Source organism: Marinobacter sp. ANT_B65 (assembly GCF_002407605.1).
Taxonomy (GTDB): domain Bacteria; phylum Pseudomonadota; class Gammaproteobacteria; order Pseudomonadales; family Oleiphilaceae; genus Marinobacter.
This window is the reverse complement of record NZ_NXGV01000001.1, coordinates 1781441-1799497: the sequence shown is the minus strand read 5'-3', so window position 1 is coordinate 1799497 and position 18057 is coordinate 1781441. Positions and strand designations below refer to the sequence as shown.

Annotated in this window: 11 protein-coding genes; all 11 read left to right on the top strand. The window is 49.6% G+C overall.

Annotated elements, in window-relative coordinates:
- Positions 1 to 29: 29 nt before the first annotated feature.
- The 11 genes from CPA50_RS08285 (at position 30) to CPA50_RS08230 (ending at position 18041) form a co-directional block, all read left to right on the top strand.
- Entirely contained in the window at positions 30 to 2930 is a 2901-nt protein-coding gene (locus CPA50_RS08285) for a DEAD/DEAH box helicase (protein ID WP_096781926.1), read from the top strand.
- 32 nt (positions 2931 to 2962) lie between these two features.
- On the top strand, positions 2963 to 7939 hold the full coding sequence (locus CPA50_RS08280) for a class I SAM-dependent DNA methyltransferase (RefSeq protein WP_096781925.1): 4977 nt from the start codon (positions 2963 to 2965) through the stop codon (positions 7937 to 7939).
- Positions 7940 to 7954: 15 nt separating this feature from the next.
- Positions 7955 to 8353: a TerB family tellurite resistance protein gene (locus tag CPA50_RS08275; RefSeq protein ID WP_096781924.1), complete on the top strand. Its 399-nt coding sequence runs from the start codon at positions 7955 to 7957 to the stop codon at positions 8351 to 8353.
- Positions 8354 to 8576: 223 nt separating this feature from the next.
- Positions 8577 to 9491, top strand: a complete 915-nt coding sequence (locus CPA50_RS08265; RefSeq protein WP_096781922.1) for a GTP-binding protein — start codon at positions 8577 to 8579, stop codon at positions 9489 to 9491.
- 12 nt (positions 9492 to 9503) lie between these two features.
- Positions 9504 to 9938: a hypothetical protein gene (locus CPA50_RS08260; RefSeq protein WP_096781921.1), complete on the top strand. Its 435-nt coding sequence runs from the start codon at positions 9504 to 9506 to the stop codon at positions 9936 to 9938.
- The gene (locus CPA50_RS19535) at positions 9922 to 11610 is read left to right on the top strand and encodes a GTPase (RefSeq protein ID WP_096781920.1); all 1689 of its coding nucleotides are present in this window, start codon (positions 9922 to 9924) and stop codon (positions 11608 to 11610) included. Before CPA50_RS08260 ends, CPA50_RS19535 begins: the two co-directional genes overlap by 17 nt.
- A complete protein-coding gene (locus CPA50_RS08250; RefSeq protein ID WP_096781919.1) occupies positions 11611 to 13155 on the top strand; it encodes a GTPase in 1545 nt (514 codons plus the stop codon). It begins immediately after the preceding gene.
- Positions 13156 to 13423: 268 nt separating this feature from the next.
- Entirely contained in the window at positions 13424 to 14461 is a 1038-nt protein-coding gene (locus CPA50_RS08245) for a hypothetical protein (protein WP_096781918.1), read from the top strand.
- Positions 14462 to 14577: 116 nt separating this feature from the next.
- On the top strand, positions 14578 to 16197 hold the full coding sequence (locus CPA50_RS08240; protein WP_096781917.1) for a MotA/TolQ/ExbB proton channel family protein: 1620 nt from the start codon (positions 14578 to 14580) through the stop codon (positions 16195 to 16197).
- Positions 16198 to 16209: 12 nt separating this feature from the next.
- A complete protein-coding gene (locus tag CPA50_RS08235; RefSeq protein WP_096781916.1) occupies positions 16210 to 16917 on the top strand; it encodes a flagellar motor protein MotB in 708 nt (235 codons plus the stop codon).
- A complete protein-coding gene (locus CPA50_RS08230) occupies positions 16914 to 18041 on the top strand; it encodes an HNH endonuclease (protein ID WP_096781915.1) in 1128 nt (375 codons plus the stop codon). Before CPA50_RS08235 ends, CPA50_RS08230 begins: the two co-directional genes overlap by 4 nt.
- Positions 18042 to 18057: the final 16 nt, after the last annotated feature.

Sequence of the window (18057 nt, the reverse complement as noted above, 5' to 3'; positions counted from 1 at the left end):
GTCGCCGCGGAATCTCTCAGGGGCCAGGAATGGAAGCACTCTACGCACCAGGTGCGCGCGTTGTAGTACGGGATTGTGAATGGATCGTTCGCCGTGCAGACCCCTGTGACGATGGCGGTTATATCCTCACCGTAGATGGTCTGTCTGAACTGGTGAGCGGCAAAAGCGCCCAGTTTCTGACCCAGTTGGAAGAAGCCGCGGGTGCCATTCGCGTATTAGACCCAGCCGAAACCCGCTTCGAACAAGACATGAGCCCCGGCTTTGAAAAAAGCCGTCTGTTCATCGAAACCCAGTTACGCCAGATCACCCCTGCAGACCAGAGCATTCACCTGGGCCACAAGGCTGCTATGGATCCGGTTCCTTACCAGTTGGATCCTGCCTTGCAAGCGCTTAAACAAAATCGTCAGCGTATTTTGATTGCCGATGCTGTGGGCCTGGGTAAAACGCTGGAAGCCGGTATTTTGATGACGGAGCTAATGCGCCGTGGCAAGGGCAAGCGCATTCTCGTGCTTACCCTCAAAAGCATGATGACCCAGTTCCAGAAGGAAATGTGGAACCGCTTTACCATTCCGCTTACCCGGTTAGATTCCCAAGGCCTGCAGCGGGTGCGTAACAACATCCCCGGCAACCACAATCCGTTTTACTACTTTGATAAGTCGATCATCTCCATCGACACCCTAAAGCAAGACAACGAATACCGTCGCCATCTGGAGCAGGCCTACTGGGACATCATCGTTATCGATGAAGCCCACAACGTGGCTGAACGCGGTAGCAGCTCCCAGCGAGCGAAACTGGCACAACTGCTGGCCGGCCGTTCAGATACGTTAATCATGCTCTCCGCAACGCCCCACGACGGCAAGGCGCGCAGCTTTGCCAGCCTGATGAACATGCTGGACCCCACGGCCATTTCCGATCCGGACGACTACGCGAAAGAAGACTTCCGTGACAAAGGCCTGGTCATCCGCCGGTTCAAGAAGGATATCCGTGATCAGGTGCAACAGGAATTCAAAGAGCGGGTCGTGAACGACATCTACCTGGATGCCTCTCCGGAAGAAGAGGCGGCTTACCAGGCCTTGCTGGATGTGCCGTTCACTTACCGTGGTGAACATAATGCCGAGCGCAATGGCCAGCTGGTGCGGATCGGCCTCCAGAAGTCCATCTTCAGCTCCCCGGCAGCTGCCCAGGTGTCTGTCGAGCAACGCATTAAAAAGCTGGAAAACAAAGAGGAAACCAGCGAAGACGAGCATCAGGAGATTGAAGCCCTAAACAGTCTGTTGCTGTCCCTCCGCAATGTGGGTGCGGCTCACTTCAATAAATATCAGGAACTGTTGAAGCTGCTGAACAGCAAAGATTTTGGCTGGAAAAAAACCGATACCGAAGACCGCCTGGTCATCTTCAGCGAGCGCATTGAAACCCTGAACTGGCTGCAGAGCCAGATGATGGGCGACCTCAAGCTGAAAGACCAAACTGTACAAATTCTGCACGGTGGCATGAGCGATATCGAGCAGCAGGAAATCGTCGAAGCCTTCGGTAAACAGGAAAGCAAACTGCGGGTGCTGCTTTGCTCTGATGTCGCCAGCGAAGGTATCAACCTGCATTACCTGTCGCACCGATTGGTGCATTTTGATTTGCCCTGGTCGCTCATGGTGTTCCAGCAACGCAACGGCCGGGTGGATCGTTATGGCCAGACAGAAACGCCAATCATCACCTATCTGATTAACCGCAGCGACAATCCCACGGTGAAGGGTGATCAGCGGATTCTCGAAATTCTGAAAGAGAAGGACGAGCAGGCATACAAGAACATTGGCGATCCCGCTACATTCATGAAAGTCCATGATCCGGAAGCCGAAGAAAGTCTCACGGCAGATGCCATGGCCAGCGGCACCGATGCAAAAGCGTTTGATGAGCAGTACCAGCCAGACGACAGCAACGAAGGCGATGACTTACTGGCCATGTTCCTCAACCCCGAGGCATCACAACCTAAACCTGAACAAGAAGTGGAGGCGCAAACCGTAGAGCGCTACAGCCTGTTCCCCAGTGATTTTGAGTTTGCCCGCCAAGCACTGGAAGCGATTAACCGCGAGCGCAGGCAGGTGAGCTTTACCGTTAACCAGGAACATCAAACCATCACCCTTACGCCGCCGGACGATCTGGAATACCGTTTTCGCTTTTTACCGCCAGAAATCAACTCAGATAGCGGCAGCATGGTGCTCACCGCCGACAAACAGCGTTTTGAAGATGAAATCCGCCGTAGCCGCCAGGATGAAAACGCCTGGCCCAAGCTTCATTATCTGTGGCCCCAACACCCAACCATTCAATGGCTGGAGGACAAACTGCTGGCCCAGGTGGCTCGCCACAGCGCGCCGGTACTGGCATTACCGGATTCACCGCAGGTGAGTGGCACCCTTCAACCGGGTGAGGCTGTTTTTCTTGTTAGCGGGCTTATTCCTAACCGAAAGGCTCACCCAGTCATTTGGCAATGGTTCGCCATCCGTTGCAAGAGCGGTTCGGTGGTTGAGTTCCAGAAGGGCGAAGAATGGCTTCAGCGGCTGCAGTTGAACACCAAGCTGCCGAACCGTGCTCAGCCCATTAATCTATCAGAGCTGGAGGCTTCGCGGAGTCCGGTGATTGAGGCTGCGAAGGCCGAAATGCAGCAACACCAGCAGGCATACACTTCCGCAAAACAAACTGAATTGGCGCAGCAGCTCCAGGAACTAGAAGCCCTGAAAGGCCGGCAGGTCCAGCAGTTAAATCTTCAGCTGGAAGGCTCAGCCCAGGCCGAGCATTTCAAGGCCGCCAAGAAAGAAGAGCGCCTGAGCCGTATCGAACGGGTCTTTAACGACTACGAAAACTGGGTGCGGGACACCCTCACGATTGAGCCGGTCCCCTTCATCCAGATCATCGCCGTGTTTACCCGGGAAAACGACTAAGCAGCCCGGGTAGGGCAAAGGAGTAGCACCAGATGGCCGTTCAGGATACTGTCGCCACCTTTATTGGTTTAACCAATGAGAACGAATTTTTTAGCGCCCACTATCTGTCGGAAGTGTTTCAGGGGGATTTTGCCGAGACCATCAAAGCGTGGGAAGCCCAGCCGCAGCAACCCCATCGCGCCTTGCGCAATCTCAATCAGAGCTACTTCGGTCTGCGTCATAAGCTTAAGACCGAGCGCCATGCCGACGAACGTATTCGTTTGCAGCGGGAGTTTTTTAAAGAGCTGACCGCCGTATTAGGCATCCCCTATCAGCCAGAGAATCGTGAAATCGCACCCAATGTCGAACTGCCAGTGCTGTCGGCCTTGGGCGATCAACTCTGGGTACTGGGGGCACTGGATAAACACAATGATGGTGAAGATCCACTGTCGCTCCCGCTACATAGCCATCAATTTGTTGGCCCAGGCCCGCACCACGACAAACTCAAAAACACCGCTTGGTATAGCATTCTCAATGACGCGGTTTTTCAGCAGGATAATCCACCCCGTTGGGTGCTGTTGTTATCCGACCGTCAGGGCATTCTGATCGACCGTTACAAATGGTCGCAAAACCGTATGCTACGGTTTGATTGGGAAGAGATTCTGGGTCGTCGTGATGATAAAACCCTCAAAGCCACCGCGGTGCTACTGCATCGGGAAAGCCTCGCGCCCCAAGATGAAGCGGGTAAGCAGGGCCAGTGTCGTCTCGATAGTTTGGATGAAAACAGCCACAAACACGCCTTTGCCGTGTCGGATGACCTGAAATACGCCCTGCGGCAAGCGATTGAGTTACTCGGTAATGAAGCGGCCGAACAGTTGATCGCTCAGGCCCGCGAACGTAAAGAGGGGATCTTCAGTGGCAGCAACGCCCTCGACCCCGATCAGCTCTCTAAAGAGTGCCTGCGTTATATGTATCGCACGCTGTTTCTGTTTTACATTGAGGCACGGCCAGAACTCGGTTACTTACCCAACGATGAAACCTGGCGTCAGGGTTATAGCCTCGATAGCCTGCGTGATCTCGAAAGTGTGCGTCTGACCACCGATGAGAGCCGTCGTGGCCGATATTTCCACGATAGTCTGCAACGCATGTTCGGTTTGATCTATAGCGGCCGCGAAGGCAGCCATCAGGCGGATCATACCCGGGCAGGGGCCGCCAGCACCTTCACCATGAAAGGGCTCGATAGCCATCTGTTCGACCCAGCTCAGACGCCGTTGCTCAACCGGGTCGTGTTCAGTAACGAGACCCTGCAACAGGTGATTCAAAGCATGTCGCTCACGCGGCCAGCGACAGGTAAAAAACGGCGCGGGCGGGTAAGTTACACCCAATTGGGTATCAACCAATTAGGCGCAGTGTATGAAGCTCTGCTGAGTTACCGTGGATTTTTCGCCACCGACGATCTCTACGAAGTCGCCCCCAAAGGGAAAAATATCACTCCGGATGAACTCGATACCGGTTACTTTGTCAGCCAGAGCCAGCTGGATCAGTTCGACGATAAAGAGCGGGTGTATGACAACGTCGACGGCAAGCTGAGTTTGCGTTTGCACCCCAAAGGTAAATTTATCTACCGCATGGCGGGGCGAGATCGGGAAAAGTCCGCCAGTTATTACACCCCCGAGGTGCTCACTAAAAGCTTGGTGAAATACACCTTAAAAGAGCGCTTAACCGATAACGTCAGCGCCGATGAGATACTTGGCTTAACGGTGTGCGAACCCGCCATGGGCAGCGCCGCCTTCTTGAACGAAGCGGTTAACCAACTGGCCGAAGCTTACCTCACCCGTAAACAGCAGGAGTTAGGCCAGCGCATCCCCCATGAGGATTACCAGCACGAATTGCAGCGGGTGAAGATGCACATCGCCGACCACAATGTCTATGGGGTGGATCTTAACCCCATCGCCGTCGAGCTGGCTGAAGTCTCCCTCTGGCTCAACGCCCTGAGTGGTGGCCATAACGTCCCTTGGTTTGGCTATCAACTCTTCAGTGGTAACAGCCTCACCGGTGCCCGCCGTGAGGTGTATCCGGCCAGCGCCTTGAAAAAACAAGCCAAAGAGGGACTGTGGTATAACAAAGCCCCGCGGCGTTTGTCACCGGAAACGCTGCTTGATCCCGCTAACGGCGGCCGTAAGGCAGACGAAATCTACCACTTCTTACTGCCTGACACCGGCATGGTGGGCTACAAAGACAAAACCGCCAAACAGTTGCGCCCCGATGCTTTTAACGCGATTAAAGCGTGGAAAAATAAGTTTTGTGCGCCACTGGATGACAGTGAAATCCAGATTCTGCAAGGCTTGAGTGATGCCGTCGATCGTTTGTGGCGTGAACATACCCAGATGCTGGCCCATGACCGTGCCCGCACCGAAGATGATCACAGCCTGTGGGGACAGCCGGCGGTGGAGGAACACTACTCCAGTACGCGGGAAAAAGACGACATCCGCACCGGCGGCATTTTTAACACCCACGCCCGTATCGCCTCGCCCTATCGACGCCTGAAATTGGCCATGGATTACTGGTGCGCCCTCTGGTTTTGGCCGTTGGACAAGGTGGATCAATTACCCGATCGGCAGAAATGGCTGTTTGACCTGAATACCATTCTTAACAGTGCCGGCACCTTCGATTTTGCCCCAGAACAGGAGAGCCTGTTAGGGGCATCACCGGTATCAGAGCCTGCATCTGAACAGACAGTAGAGACAGCAGAGACAGGTAGCGACTTGTTTGCCAAGCCTATTGACGATCTGTTTGCCGCTGAGGCCCCCCAGCCAACCCTGCGCGCCGAAACCCAAGCCGCCCGCGAGGTGAGCAACCAGCGCGGTGAGCTGAACTTAGAAAAACTGTTTAAAAATCCGTTTTTCAATACCCTGAACCTAGCGAACCAGCTCGCGCAACAGTTCCGTTTTTTTCACTGGGAGCTGGCCTTTGCCGACATCTTTGCCCGCCGTGGTGGCTTTGATATCACCTTGGGTAACCCGCCGTGGCGTAAGGTGGAATGGCAGGAGGGCGGGGTGCTGGGCGATTACAATCCCAGCTTTGTACTGCACAAGCTCAGCGCCACCAAGCTGACCCAAGAGCGGGAGGCCGCCTTTACTCGCAATCCGCAACTGGAGCAGGCTTGGTTTACCGAACTGGCCGAAGCGGAGGGGGCGCAGGCTTTCCTTAACGCCACCCAGAACTACCCGCAGCTGAAAGGGGTGCAGACCAATCTGTACAAATGTTTTTTACCGGTGGCCTGGGCCCATATGAATACTCAGGGGGTCAGCGGCTTTCTTCATCCTGAAGGTATCTATGACGATCCTAAGGGCGGGGGATTCCGGCGGGAGGTGTATACGAGGTTGCGGGCCCATTTCCAGTTTCAGAATGAAAAAGGCCTTTTCCCTATTGGTAATAGGAACAAATTCAGTGTCAATATTTATGGTGCTCGTGGAGAAAAAGTGGGCTTCAACAATATTGCTAATCTATTTGTAACCTCAACGGTAGATGGTTGTTACGAGGGGGTTGTTAGTGGTTGTTTGGTCGGCGGAATCAAAAATGAGCGGGATGAGTGGAATGTGGTCGGCCATCCTGATCGAGTTATTGACGTTGGTGAAAAGGAACTGGCGTTGTTTGCCCAGCTTTATGACGAGGCCGGTACCGACCCTTTGGCCGCCCGCTTACCGGCGCTCCACGCCCGTCAGTTGATCGCGGTGCTGGAAAAATTTGCTGCCCAGCCCCGACGATTGGGGGATCTGAAGGGTCAATATTATTCCACGGTCATGTTCGATGAGACCTATGCCCAGCGGGATGGCACCATCAAACGGGAAACCCGTTTTCCGGATAGCCCGCAGCAGTGGGTCCTCTCCGGTCCTCACTTCTTTGTTGGCAATCCGATGTTCCAGACGCCCAAACGTGTTTGTGAAACTCACAGGGCCTACGACAACCTCGACCTGCAAACCCTGCCGGACGACTACCTGCCGCGCAGCAACTACATGCCCGCCTGTGATTCCGCTACCTACCGCGATCGCACCCCCCGTGTGTCTTGGGTGGAAGAGGGCGAAACCGAACCTAAGTTGGTGACGGAGTATTATCGGTTATTTTGTAGAAGACAGCTCAGCCAGTCAGGTGAGAGAACCTTACTGGGGATGGTTGCTCCCAAAGGTGTAGCGCATATTCATCCAGTTATCTCAACGACTTTTAAAGATCAAAAAGCATTGTTGGACTTCGGAACCACGTGTGTGTCACTGATTTTTGATTTTTGGTTGAAAACAACGGGAAAAGGTGATCTCTACGAATCAGTATTACGGCTGATGCCACTCATTAGTGATGGACGTATTAGATTTAGAGGATTAATGCTGTATTGCCTCACCAACCACTACACCGACCTCTGGCAATCCAACTGGGAGGACAGTTTCCGCCAGCAGCAGTGGGCCTGCGCCGAGTCCGTGCCCGATACCGCTCTGCCGCGGGACTTTTTTACTAAGCTGACTCCAGCATGGCAGCGGCATAATTCCCTGCGCAATGACTACGCCCGCCGTCAGGCATTGGTGGAGATAGACGTGCTGGTGGCCCAAGCCTTGGGCTTGACGCTGGAAGAGCTGCTCACCATTTATCGCGTGCAGTTCCCGGTGATGCGCCAGTACGAAGCGGAAACTTTCTACGACCAGAACGGCCGTATTGTCTTCACCCCCAGCAAAGGCCTGGTAGGCGTAGGCCTGCCCCGAAAAGCCAGCAAAAAAGAACTCAGCGAAGGCACCCACTACCGCGTAAACGCCCCCGAAAACCAACAACAAAACACCGCCCTCGGCTGGGAAGACATCCAGCACCTGCAAGAAGGCAGCGTTTACAAAACCTATATGGACGACACCCTCCCCGGCGGGCCGACCGAGCGAACGGTGGAGTATAAAGCGCCGTTCTTTAAGCCGGATAGGGAAGGGGATTATGGGGTGGCTTGGGAAGTATTTAGCGCTCAGGGCAATGATATCCAGAATGGAAAGTTTAAATAACCGGAGGAAATCACGATGTTTTTAAATAGATTAACGCTTAAGGAAAAACAGGCATTCCTGACGCTCGCTCATCATGTTGCTAATATTGACGAGGATTTTAGTAAGGAAGAGAGAGTCATCATCGATAAATACTGCATGGAGATGCAGATTGATGACGTGGAATACGATCCTGATAATTTTGATCTGGATGATGTTTTAGAGGTGTTTGAAGACGACGGTCACAAAAAAATTGCGCTTCTGGAGTTAATGGCGCTCGTGTTTTCCGATGGGCAGCTCCACAGCGCTGAAGAGATAACAATTAACGAAATAGTCGAACGCTTTGGTTTAAATCCAAATCTTGCGATTGTTTACAAAGAATGGGCAAAGAGCATTTTGTCACTGTTTATTCAGGGTGAGGCTTTAATTCACCTATGAGCTTTCCCTGCACGCGCTGTGGTCTTTGTTGCCAAAACATAGGCAAGGTGGAGATGTTAAAAAATTACCACCGTGGTGACGGGGTTTGTATTTATTATAAGCCGAATGTTGGTTGTACTGTGTACGACAGCCGGCCGGTAGCCTGTCGCGTCGATGAGGGCTATCAGGTATTCGCCAGCGACAGAATGACACTGGAAGAGTATTACCGCAGCAATGTTCAAGTATGCAATCAATTGCAGGAAGCGGCAGGTTTACCGCTGGATTGGAGAGTGAAGCTATGACTCTGAAAAATGTAAGCTGGGATGAAATGTCAAGTGAGATGTTTGGCGAGTTAGAAGCTATGCTTCCAAGCTCTAAGGCCAATATACGTCGGATTTCGGTATTAATAAACGCGGCAGAGCAACCAAAAATAGCGGTATTTGGTAAGTACAATCATGGCAAAAGTACTTTGTTGAACGCTTTGATTGGCCAGGAAATATTTAAGGTTGCAGATAAGCGAGAGACCATCGCGGTAAGCGATTTCAGCCATGATGGTGTCACCTGGATAGACACGCCGGGTCTGGATGCTGATGTACACGGTGAAGATGATCGCCGCGCTATGACAGCAGCTCTGGAAAGCGCTGACATTTTATGCCTGATCCATAACGTAAAAGCCGGTGAGCTGGATCGCAGCGAAATGCAGCTATACAAACAGCTGATGCGTCAAGATAGCAACTACCGAAGCAAGCTGGTTCTGGTGCTTACGCAAATTGACCAGGTAAACTCTGAAGATTTGAAGCAGGTGCTTAAAAAGATTGACGAGCAGCTGCCAGATCTGAATGTTTCAAAAGTGTCAGCCTTGCGTTATATGCGAGGAATTGAAGAGCAGAAGCCAGGTTTTGTTAAAGCCAGCGGTATTCCTGAGTTCCTTGATTATTTGAAATCATTGAAAGTTGAGGTTGCTCAGCTGCGAAAGAAAGAGGGAAAGAGGTTAGTTAGAAAGGCGCGGGTAGAAATGAACGAACTTCTAAACGATCGTAAAAAGGCACTAACTAGCGCAATCAGTGACGTTGAAAAATTTGAAAACGGTTTTGAGCGGGATATTCAGAATGCAGGCAAAAAAGTTCTGGACCACGCTAAGAAATTGGATTTGGTGTAAGGGAGAGAAGGCATGGCAATTCCTTGGTTGATTGGTGGCGCGATTGCTGTAGTGGCTACAGCAATAACAGCAGCGGTGGCAAGTGAAAGCTCATCTGGGAGTTCTGACAGCAGTGTGCGTGAAAAGGAACGAGAACTAGAAAGAGCCCGGGAACACAAAGAAACTGAAGCGAAAAAAGAAGATTTACAGAAGTATGCTAACCGCATTTCATTAAATTTAGCTCAGAAATATCGACCATCTGATCCGAATGCGCTGGCTGGAAAACTCAAACCAGTAGTTAGCAATTGGAACAATACCCTGAAAACAACGGATTTTGCCTCATCTTTGCTGCAATTAGCTGACAAGTACCAAACAAAACAGCAGGCTGTCGAAAAACTTGAGTCGGAGTTGAGTGAACTGGAAGACGCAATGGCGCTGTTGGAGATGATAGATGACGAATTCAAGTAACCCGCTTGTTAATGCCGTAGAGAATTTTAGCCAATCTTTCGAAAAGATCAGCGCAGGAGAAAATGTGCTGATGAAAATTCGCGATGATTTCGTTCAAAACGTAACCCGGGTAAGCCCGGTGAGCGATAGCTTAAGGAGCAAGAACCCTCTTGCGGAAGCCGGCAATATAGTTGAGCGGCAGATATCTTCTGTTATTCGAAAATCAGTTCAGGATTGGGACGCTAGCGAAACTACTCGGGCTTTATCAGAGCACTTTGGTGACAAAGTGATATTACTTGTGTTCGGCAAAGTAAATGCGGGTAAGAGTTCCTTGTGTAACTACGTTGCTTCATTGTTTGAAAGGGACGAGGTTAAGTTTTTCTACCTCGAAGACGGCGTGCGGAGATATACACCAGAACCATTCAGTGAAGGTGTTACTGAGACAACTGCAAGAATTCAGGGAGTGGAACTGGGCGACAATCTTGTATTGTTGGATTCGCCAGGTCTGCACTCTGTGACCGATGAAAATGGTGAGCTTACACGCTTGTTTACCGACAGTGCCGATGCTGTTCTATGGTTAACACCGTCGACTTCGCCGGGCCAGGTGCAAGAGCTTGACGACCTTAGAATCGAACTGGAGAGCGATAAGCCTCTTTTACCTATTATTACTCGCAGTGACTCAAGAGAAGAAGACTGCGATGAAGACGGCAACCTGACCAGTATTCTGATAAATAAAACACTAGAAAACCGAAAAGAACAAGAAGACGACGTTTTTCGCAGGGCAGCCGAGAAACTAGGTGATCAAACAAAGATCAAACAGCCGTTTTCGGTTTCCGTGCACGCCCACAAACAGTCTGGCGGAGACTCTCATAGCTTGCAGGAAAGTGGCCTTGCTGAGCTCGAAGTGCGCATGGCGGAGTTGGTTGCAGCCGCTGGAGACTATAAACCACGCAAAGCAAGACAGCAGATTATTAACTATCTGGATCGCTCTGTACTTCAGTCTGTAAATGACCTGCTTTTGCCTGCTGTAGATGATTTAGAGAAGCTGATTTCCAATGAAAAAAAAGCGGCTGTTCAGCACAGTCAAGAAGGCTTGACGAAACTACGGCAAGAACTTGCGGAAAAGGTTACTGATTGGGCTGAGGAGTTGAAGGACAGCGGAGATAGGGCCTTATTAGCCAGCCGAATCAATACTCTGGTCAGTGAAAGACTGGCCAAAGAGCTTCGTTATTCTGTAGAAAAATTTGTGGATAGCGTAGATACAATTCTTGTTCAGATTGAAGAGAATGATGTGGGTGATTTCAAAGACATTGAAATCGAGTACGAAAAGGTCACTGGTCGCGCCATGCAAGCTGCTATTTCAGCAGGCGGAGCGCTTGCGGGAGCGGCAGCAGGTTCGTTTCTAGGTCCAGTGGGTACGGCGGTAGGCGGGCTCTTGGGTGGCCTGTTAGGAGGAGCCGGTGGGCAGTTGCTGGTCGAGACGGAAATGGAAAAAGTGACAGTTGGAGTGGATGCAACTCAAGCTGTTGAAGAAACCTTACATAAGTTAGATAGCAAATTGCCGAGCATTGTTAAGCGAGCATTCGAGCCCTGGTTGGAAGTTTTAAGAGATATGGAAAAAAGTGCTAGCTATATTATGGCAGAAGTTCATGTTTTCGAGAAAAATCTAAATAGCGCTAAGGAAGCACTTTGAATGAAACTAAGCAGCATCAATAAAATAGATCATAATCTAGCTGGCCTGTTGGAAGTTGCCGAACAATATTTGGGACCCGATGCCGTATCGGTATTTAAAGAAGAATATGAGGCCAAGAAGTCTGAGTCTTTATTGCAGATAATGCTTTTCGGTAGTTATAACGCCGGAAAAAGTAGCATGATTAATGCATTGTTGGAGAAAGAGGTTGCTGAAATAGGTGATATACCAAAGACAGCGGTTGCTGATTTTTATCTTTGGAACGATTGTTATTTGCTTGATACGCCTGGCGTAAACGCACCCATTGAGCATGAGTCCATTACTGAAACGCAAATAGATCGCTCAGAGCTGATTCTTTTTGTTATCCGACAAGGGGATCAGGATGTAAAGGATGTTTACGATCGCATGTTCAGCATGCTGGCACGTGGTAAAAATATTTTTATTGTTTATAACCATGAGCTAAGCCCTGAAGAGCTTGTAGAAGCGTCTGCACGTTTAACAGAAATAATGGCACAATACGCTAATCAGTTTAAAATTGATTTGAAGCGGGTGGCTGAAATTCCGGTTATTCCGGTAAATGTTAAAACAGCTATGAAAGCGCGAGTCAAGGGCTCCGAGAACCTTGCCAAGTATTCGGGTATTGTTGAATTTGAAGAAGTTTTCATAAACTGGCTGAGAGCGTTTGACAGTGAATTTCATTATCTTGATCGACTGCGAAAGTTCATTCATCAGTGCCTTATCAGTCCTCTGTTAGAAGCCATATCACAAAAAGAAAATGGCGAAGATGTCGAAGGTTTAGAGGCTCTACAATATCAGCGCGACGAAGTAGTTCGTCAGTATGATCTACTTGATAGTCAGGTTGCCAACCACGTCCGCTCTGAAGTAGCACGATTAAAGCCAGAACTTGCCGGTGCCATGGGCCATTCCTCATCACAGAATCAAGCTGAAAGCGAAATTCTGAAACTGGCCGACACTGTTCTGGCTTCAACTAGTAATTTTATTCAGCAGCGCTGTGAGGAGGTCAATGCTGAATTGGCTGCAGCTATTAATATATCACTGGATGTTTCTGCTGATAGTGGAAGCTCGCAGGTAAGTGAAGCCATTGAAAAAGTGATGCTACAAAGCTTTAAATCCATTAATACTGAAACGATAAAAAACGGCCTTCTCTTATTGAGAAAATTTAAGTTTCCGGGTATTAAAGGCCGTTGGGAGAAAACACTTAGCGGGTGGGCTGGTAAAGCCAACTGGGCATTAACGGCCGTGCTAGCGGCATATGAAATTTATAGCGCCTCCGCTGAGCAAGATAAGCTTAATGCTGAGCAGCGCAAACAATCTCTCGGCGCTCATCAGGCTGTAGAGAGTATAGCAAGTGATATAGGCTCCTCAATTCTAGGCGAAGCTCGGAAAATCATATCTTCAGGAAGAGAAAGATCGATAGTGGCTCTTGACTCTGGCATTAAGCAAATTACAGAGAGTTGTGAACAAATTACTCGAGATAACGAGCGTGTGAGAAGTCTGGTAGCTACTTTGGATTCACTAACAATATGATAAGAATTTTTCGAAAACAGAAAACAAGGACGATGTCGTTGAAGCTTTAAGTAGCTTGATATGCGGGTCCCCAAAATATCAGCCGACTTCTTGGATTTGTCAGAGGGACATTAGTAAATGCCTGAGATAGAAAATGCTTTAAACGGACTGGAGTCGAAAGGATTTTTTTCAAAGCTGGTACACGGCGATCTTTGGCTCGCAAAATTTCCGTCGTGCTGGGGTGGCTGGGCGTATTCGTCGAAGTCATCGGTTATTTGTGAGTAGTGTGATGATTAAATCTCTGGCAAGCATCTGGCTGATGGCGCTCCTTTTTAACGCGAGTGCCCACTCTATTGAGCTGAACAGAGGCAATCAGGGCGGAATTTCAGAGGCTTACGGCTTTGTGTTTGGCCAACAGATGTCACTGGAGAGAATTTCAGTCCTCTATCCTGACCTTGCGAGGGAGGCGTTGCTCGCCCAGCTGTCGTTCGAGCGAGCGTTCGGTGACATCCCGGCGAAGGTAGAGCTAATGCTGAAAGAGGCTCTAGGGATCGTTGAGTATCAAAATTTTCGTTCTGCCTTTGAGAAGACGCTGACCGAGCAAATCCATAATGAACCGCTGACCAGGGAGATGGCCAAAAACTTTCTGGAGGAGGTTCGAAGTCGCGGTGAAGGCAATATTCACAGCCCGGTTCTGGAATTTTTGCTGGCAATCAAGTTTAGTGAGTTTCCCGCAGATGAGTTTGCAAAAGGATTTCGGCAGAAATATCGAACCGATGGCTCTGGCAAGTCTAGAGGCGTTGTTTTGGAAATGCAGGTGCCGCGTTCATGGCAGACCGCAGAGGGTTACCGACCTCATATTGTCCAGAAATGGAAAAGCGAGGCGGGCACCGGCATGGAATTAATCATGCTGCAAGTACGCGAAACTGAGGGTGTATATGTTTCTAGCTCAGATGTGGTTGAAATGATGCAGTCTGGCGAGATTGAAAGCATGGTTCCCAGCGGGGGTGTTCTTGAAGACTACGGCATGGTGTCTGTTGAAAATCTGCCAGGTTATTTTATGGATTTTGGCCATTTACAGGAGCGTGCCGGCATGGTGATTTATCAGAAAATACGCCAGTACAGTTTTTTCTACAGAGATCGGATGATCGCTGTTCATTGCTCTGCCGGCTCACTCGAAAGCGAGCATGAGTCAGTTGAACTTCGGTTTGAGAAGGTAAAACCGTTATGTGTGCAGGTGTTTAATTCGGTGGTATTGCCAGATAAGTATGAAAGTGTGGACCCTGGGAATGGGGCTGAAGAGGAAAAAGCCATGCCGGCAATTTAGTGTTTTCAATTTCAATAAAGCTATTTTGAAACTGTAGCCAAGCTCAGGACGAGCAATCATTTTGAAGGATTCAAGTTGGTGTTGTTCTATAACATCGTAGTAATAATGGAGTCCTTATGTTCTCGGTACCTCTGGAGAACGCTGTAGCCTCGGTTGAGGTTGGTTTGGTTACAGATATTTTTCTTGGCTTGTTGCTGTTTGTATTTTTGCTGGCTTGTGTCTGGAAACGACTGAATAAACATCATTCGTTCACGCAGTATGCGCCAACGCTGCTCACTACGCTGGGTATTCTTGGAACCTTCTTCGGTATCGTCGCCGGGCTTCTGGCATTCGATGTTAAAAATATTGATGGAAGCATCGAGGGACTTCTGGGCGGTATGAAAACCGCGTTTATAACCAGCCTTGTGGGTATGTTCCTCTCGATCGTATACAAAGTTCTGGTGTCAGTAGGCATTCTGTATATGGCCGACTCAGAGGAAATTGATGAAGACCAGATTGGCGCGGCAGAGCTGTATGTCGTTATGCGGGAACAGCGCGATGGCATCAGTGCACTTAATCAGGCTATTGGTAGTGGCGACGAGTCCAGCCTTACCGGCCAGATGAAACTGATGCGGTCGGACATCAATGACGCAGATAAACAGTCCCGCAAAGAGTTTTCAGAATTTCAGGAAAAACTCTGGATTAAACTTCAGGACTTTGCAGATATGCTCTCGAAGTCTGCGACGGAAACGGTTATTGAAGCGCTCAAACAGGTCATTACTGACTTTAATAATAATCTAACCGAGCAGTTTGGTGAAAACTTCAAAGAATTGAACAAGGCTGTTGAGAAGCTGGTTGAATGGCAGGATAACTACAAAGTCCAGCTTGGTGATATGACCCTGCAGTATGCCCAGGGTGTTACCGCGATCACTGAAACAGAAGCCGCGATTGCGAAAATTCAGGAGCATACCAATCAAATCCCGGACTCGATGACCAAGCTGGGCGAAGTCATGACGGTAAATCAGCATCAGGTTGATGAGCTGGGTCGTCACCTTGAAGCGTTTAAAGATGTCCGGGACAAGGCTGTTGAGGCTGTGCCTTCTTTGAAAGAGCAGATCGGTCTAACGGTGGATGGTGTCCAAGACGCATCCAAACAGTTGGTGGAAGGCATTACCAAGGTTACCGAAAGCTATCAGGAAGTCATCTCGCAGGGTGTGGCCGAATTTACGGACGGTACTCGCCAGGTAAATCAATCCCTTCAAAGCACCTCGGATGCGATGCAAAAGGGCTCCGAGCAAACCAGTCAGCTCTTCGCTGATATGGCTGATGATCTGCACAGTAATTTCCGCACGCTAGCGGCTGAAATGAACGACCAAACGAAATCAATTGGTGAGTCGTTGCGTGAATCCGGTAAGTCGGTTGTTGAGGAGGCGGCGCACAGCAGGGAGTCCTTTGAATCTGGGCTTGAGGGTATGCGTAATCAATTAAATAGCAACTTAGAGCAAATGGCAGATCAGCAGGCTGCTCAGTTCCAGAGCCTTGTCACTGGCCTGAAAGAAGCGATGGAACAGTCGATCCGCAGAAGTGCAGAGTCCGTGGAGGGAAGTATTGAAATTCTGGATCAGGCGCTGCAGTCGGAGATCAATCGCTCTATGGAGCAAATGGGACAAGCGCTGGTTTCCATTACGGGTCAGTTTACCGAGGACTATCGAGGCCTGGTAGATCAAATGAATCAGGTTGTTCAGGCTCGGGCCTAATAAGGGAATATTATGGCTCACTTTTTAAAACCAAGGGCGTCCGAACAGGAAGAAAATCACTGGCTCTCCGTGTCAGATCTGATGGCTGGTTTGATGGTGGTTTTCCTGTTTATAGCGATTGCTTTGATGCGCGACGCACTGCTTGAGCGAGATCGCATTAAGGAGGTAGCCGTCGCCTACCAGGAAACTCAGGTCGATATTTATAACGCCCTAGTGGAAGAGTTTGCCGAGGATTTACCGCGCTGGAATGCCGAAATCGATAAGGACACTCTTACATTTACCTTTAAGTCTCCAGACGTTCTGTTCCGGCGCGGGGATATTGAGCTGAGCGAAGACTATCGAGCGCTGCTAGGCAACTTTTTTCCCCGTTATATGGGCGTTCTCAGTGGGTTCCAGGATTCTATCAATGAGGTGCGTATAGAAGGGCACACTAGCAGCATCTGGAATCGTTCCACTAGCCCCACGGATGCATACTTTCTCAATATGCAGTTGTCGCAGGGTAGAACCCGAAGTGTTCTTGAATATATCTACAGGCTGGATGACATTCAACCCTACCAGAACTGGATTAAATCGCATGTTGCGGCAGTCGGTTTTTCCTCCGCTAAGCCCATCATTGGTGCTGATGGTGAGGAGGACTTTAATAAGAGCCGTCGGGTCACCTTTCGTGTGATTTCAAATGCAGATATTCGCATCAAGCAGATACTGGAGATTGATGGATGAAGCTGCATTTCCCCATTGAGCAATTAAGGAGTCAAATTCAAAAAATGGGGGCTGCGGAACGCCCTTATAAGCTGAATGTCGCCTTAACGGATCCGTTGCCGGATTTTATTGAGATAATCAACCGGGGGGGCGGCGCTGAAATTGAGCTGAAAGACGTAGAGACTATGGGCGGGTTACTAAGCAGTAATGGCGCTCAAATTGTTCTCTATATTCCTGACCAGGGGCAGAACATCGATCAGGTGTTGGAGAGCGGCCTCGATGGCAAAAAAGTGCATGTGGCAGATTGCCAAACCCTGGAGCAGATGAGGCAGCGTAATCGCTTTCAAAGATATCGAGCCGTGGTTAATACATCCGGAGACTTCGAGGTCTTCGGTCATTCGAAGAAAACGTTCAGTTCAGTTGAGGGTAGTGCTCGCTTGAGAGTGTGTATTAATTGTCTGAAGCATCTGAATTATCAGGGGTATGTTTCGACTCCTGCGCGCAAAGGGGAGATTCTTTCCAATTTTGACTTGAAAAATTTCTTTGCTCATTACAGCTCCCTTTTCCGCTATCTGCCGAAATCGTTCATAGAAGACAAGGGCGGTTATGCCGAGAACTGGAAAGAGGTTTCGGCACAGTTCAGGGAAAGCAAAAATTTCGTTTGTGAAAGCTGCAACGTCGATTTAAAACAAGCTAAAGCGCTGCTCCATACGCATCACATAGATGGAAATAAAAGGCATAACGACACCGCAAACCTTCAAGCGCTTTGCGCCGATTGCCATCGAAAGCAGCCCTTGCATGATCATATGTACATCAAGCGGCGAGACATGGCGACGATTCAGCAGTTTCGCAAAGCTCAGTACATTATCGGTAGCACCACGAGTTGGGACAATTTGTTTGAGCTAGTGGATTCTGCCTTTGAGGGTTTGCTCAGGCTGTATCAAAAACAAGGTAGCGCAAAACCCGAAATTGGTTATGAGGTAACTGGCGCCAGCGGTGCAGTTGTTGCTGAATCGGAGATTGCCTGGCCCACTGCGAAGTTTGCCGTTGTGAGTAATCCTGATGATAAACGCAGTCTAGAGTCGATGGCTTGGAAGGCTATTACACTTGAGGAGGCTCTGCGTGAATTCAGGGATAGAAAATAGAGTTAGCTTACTAAAA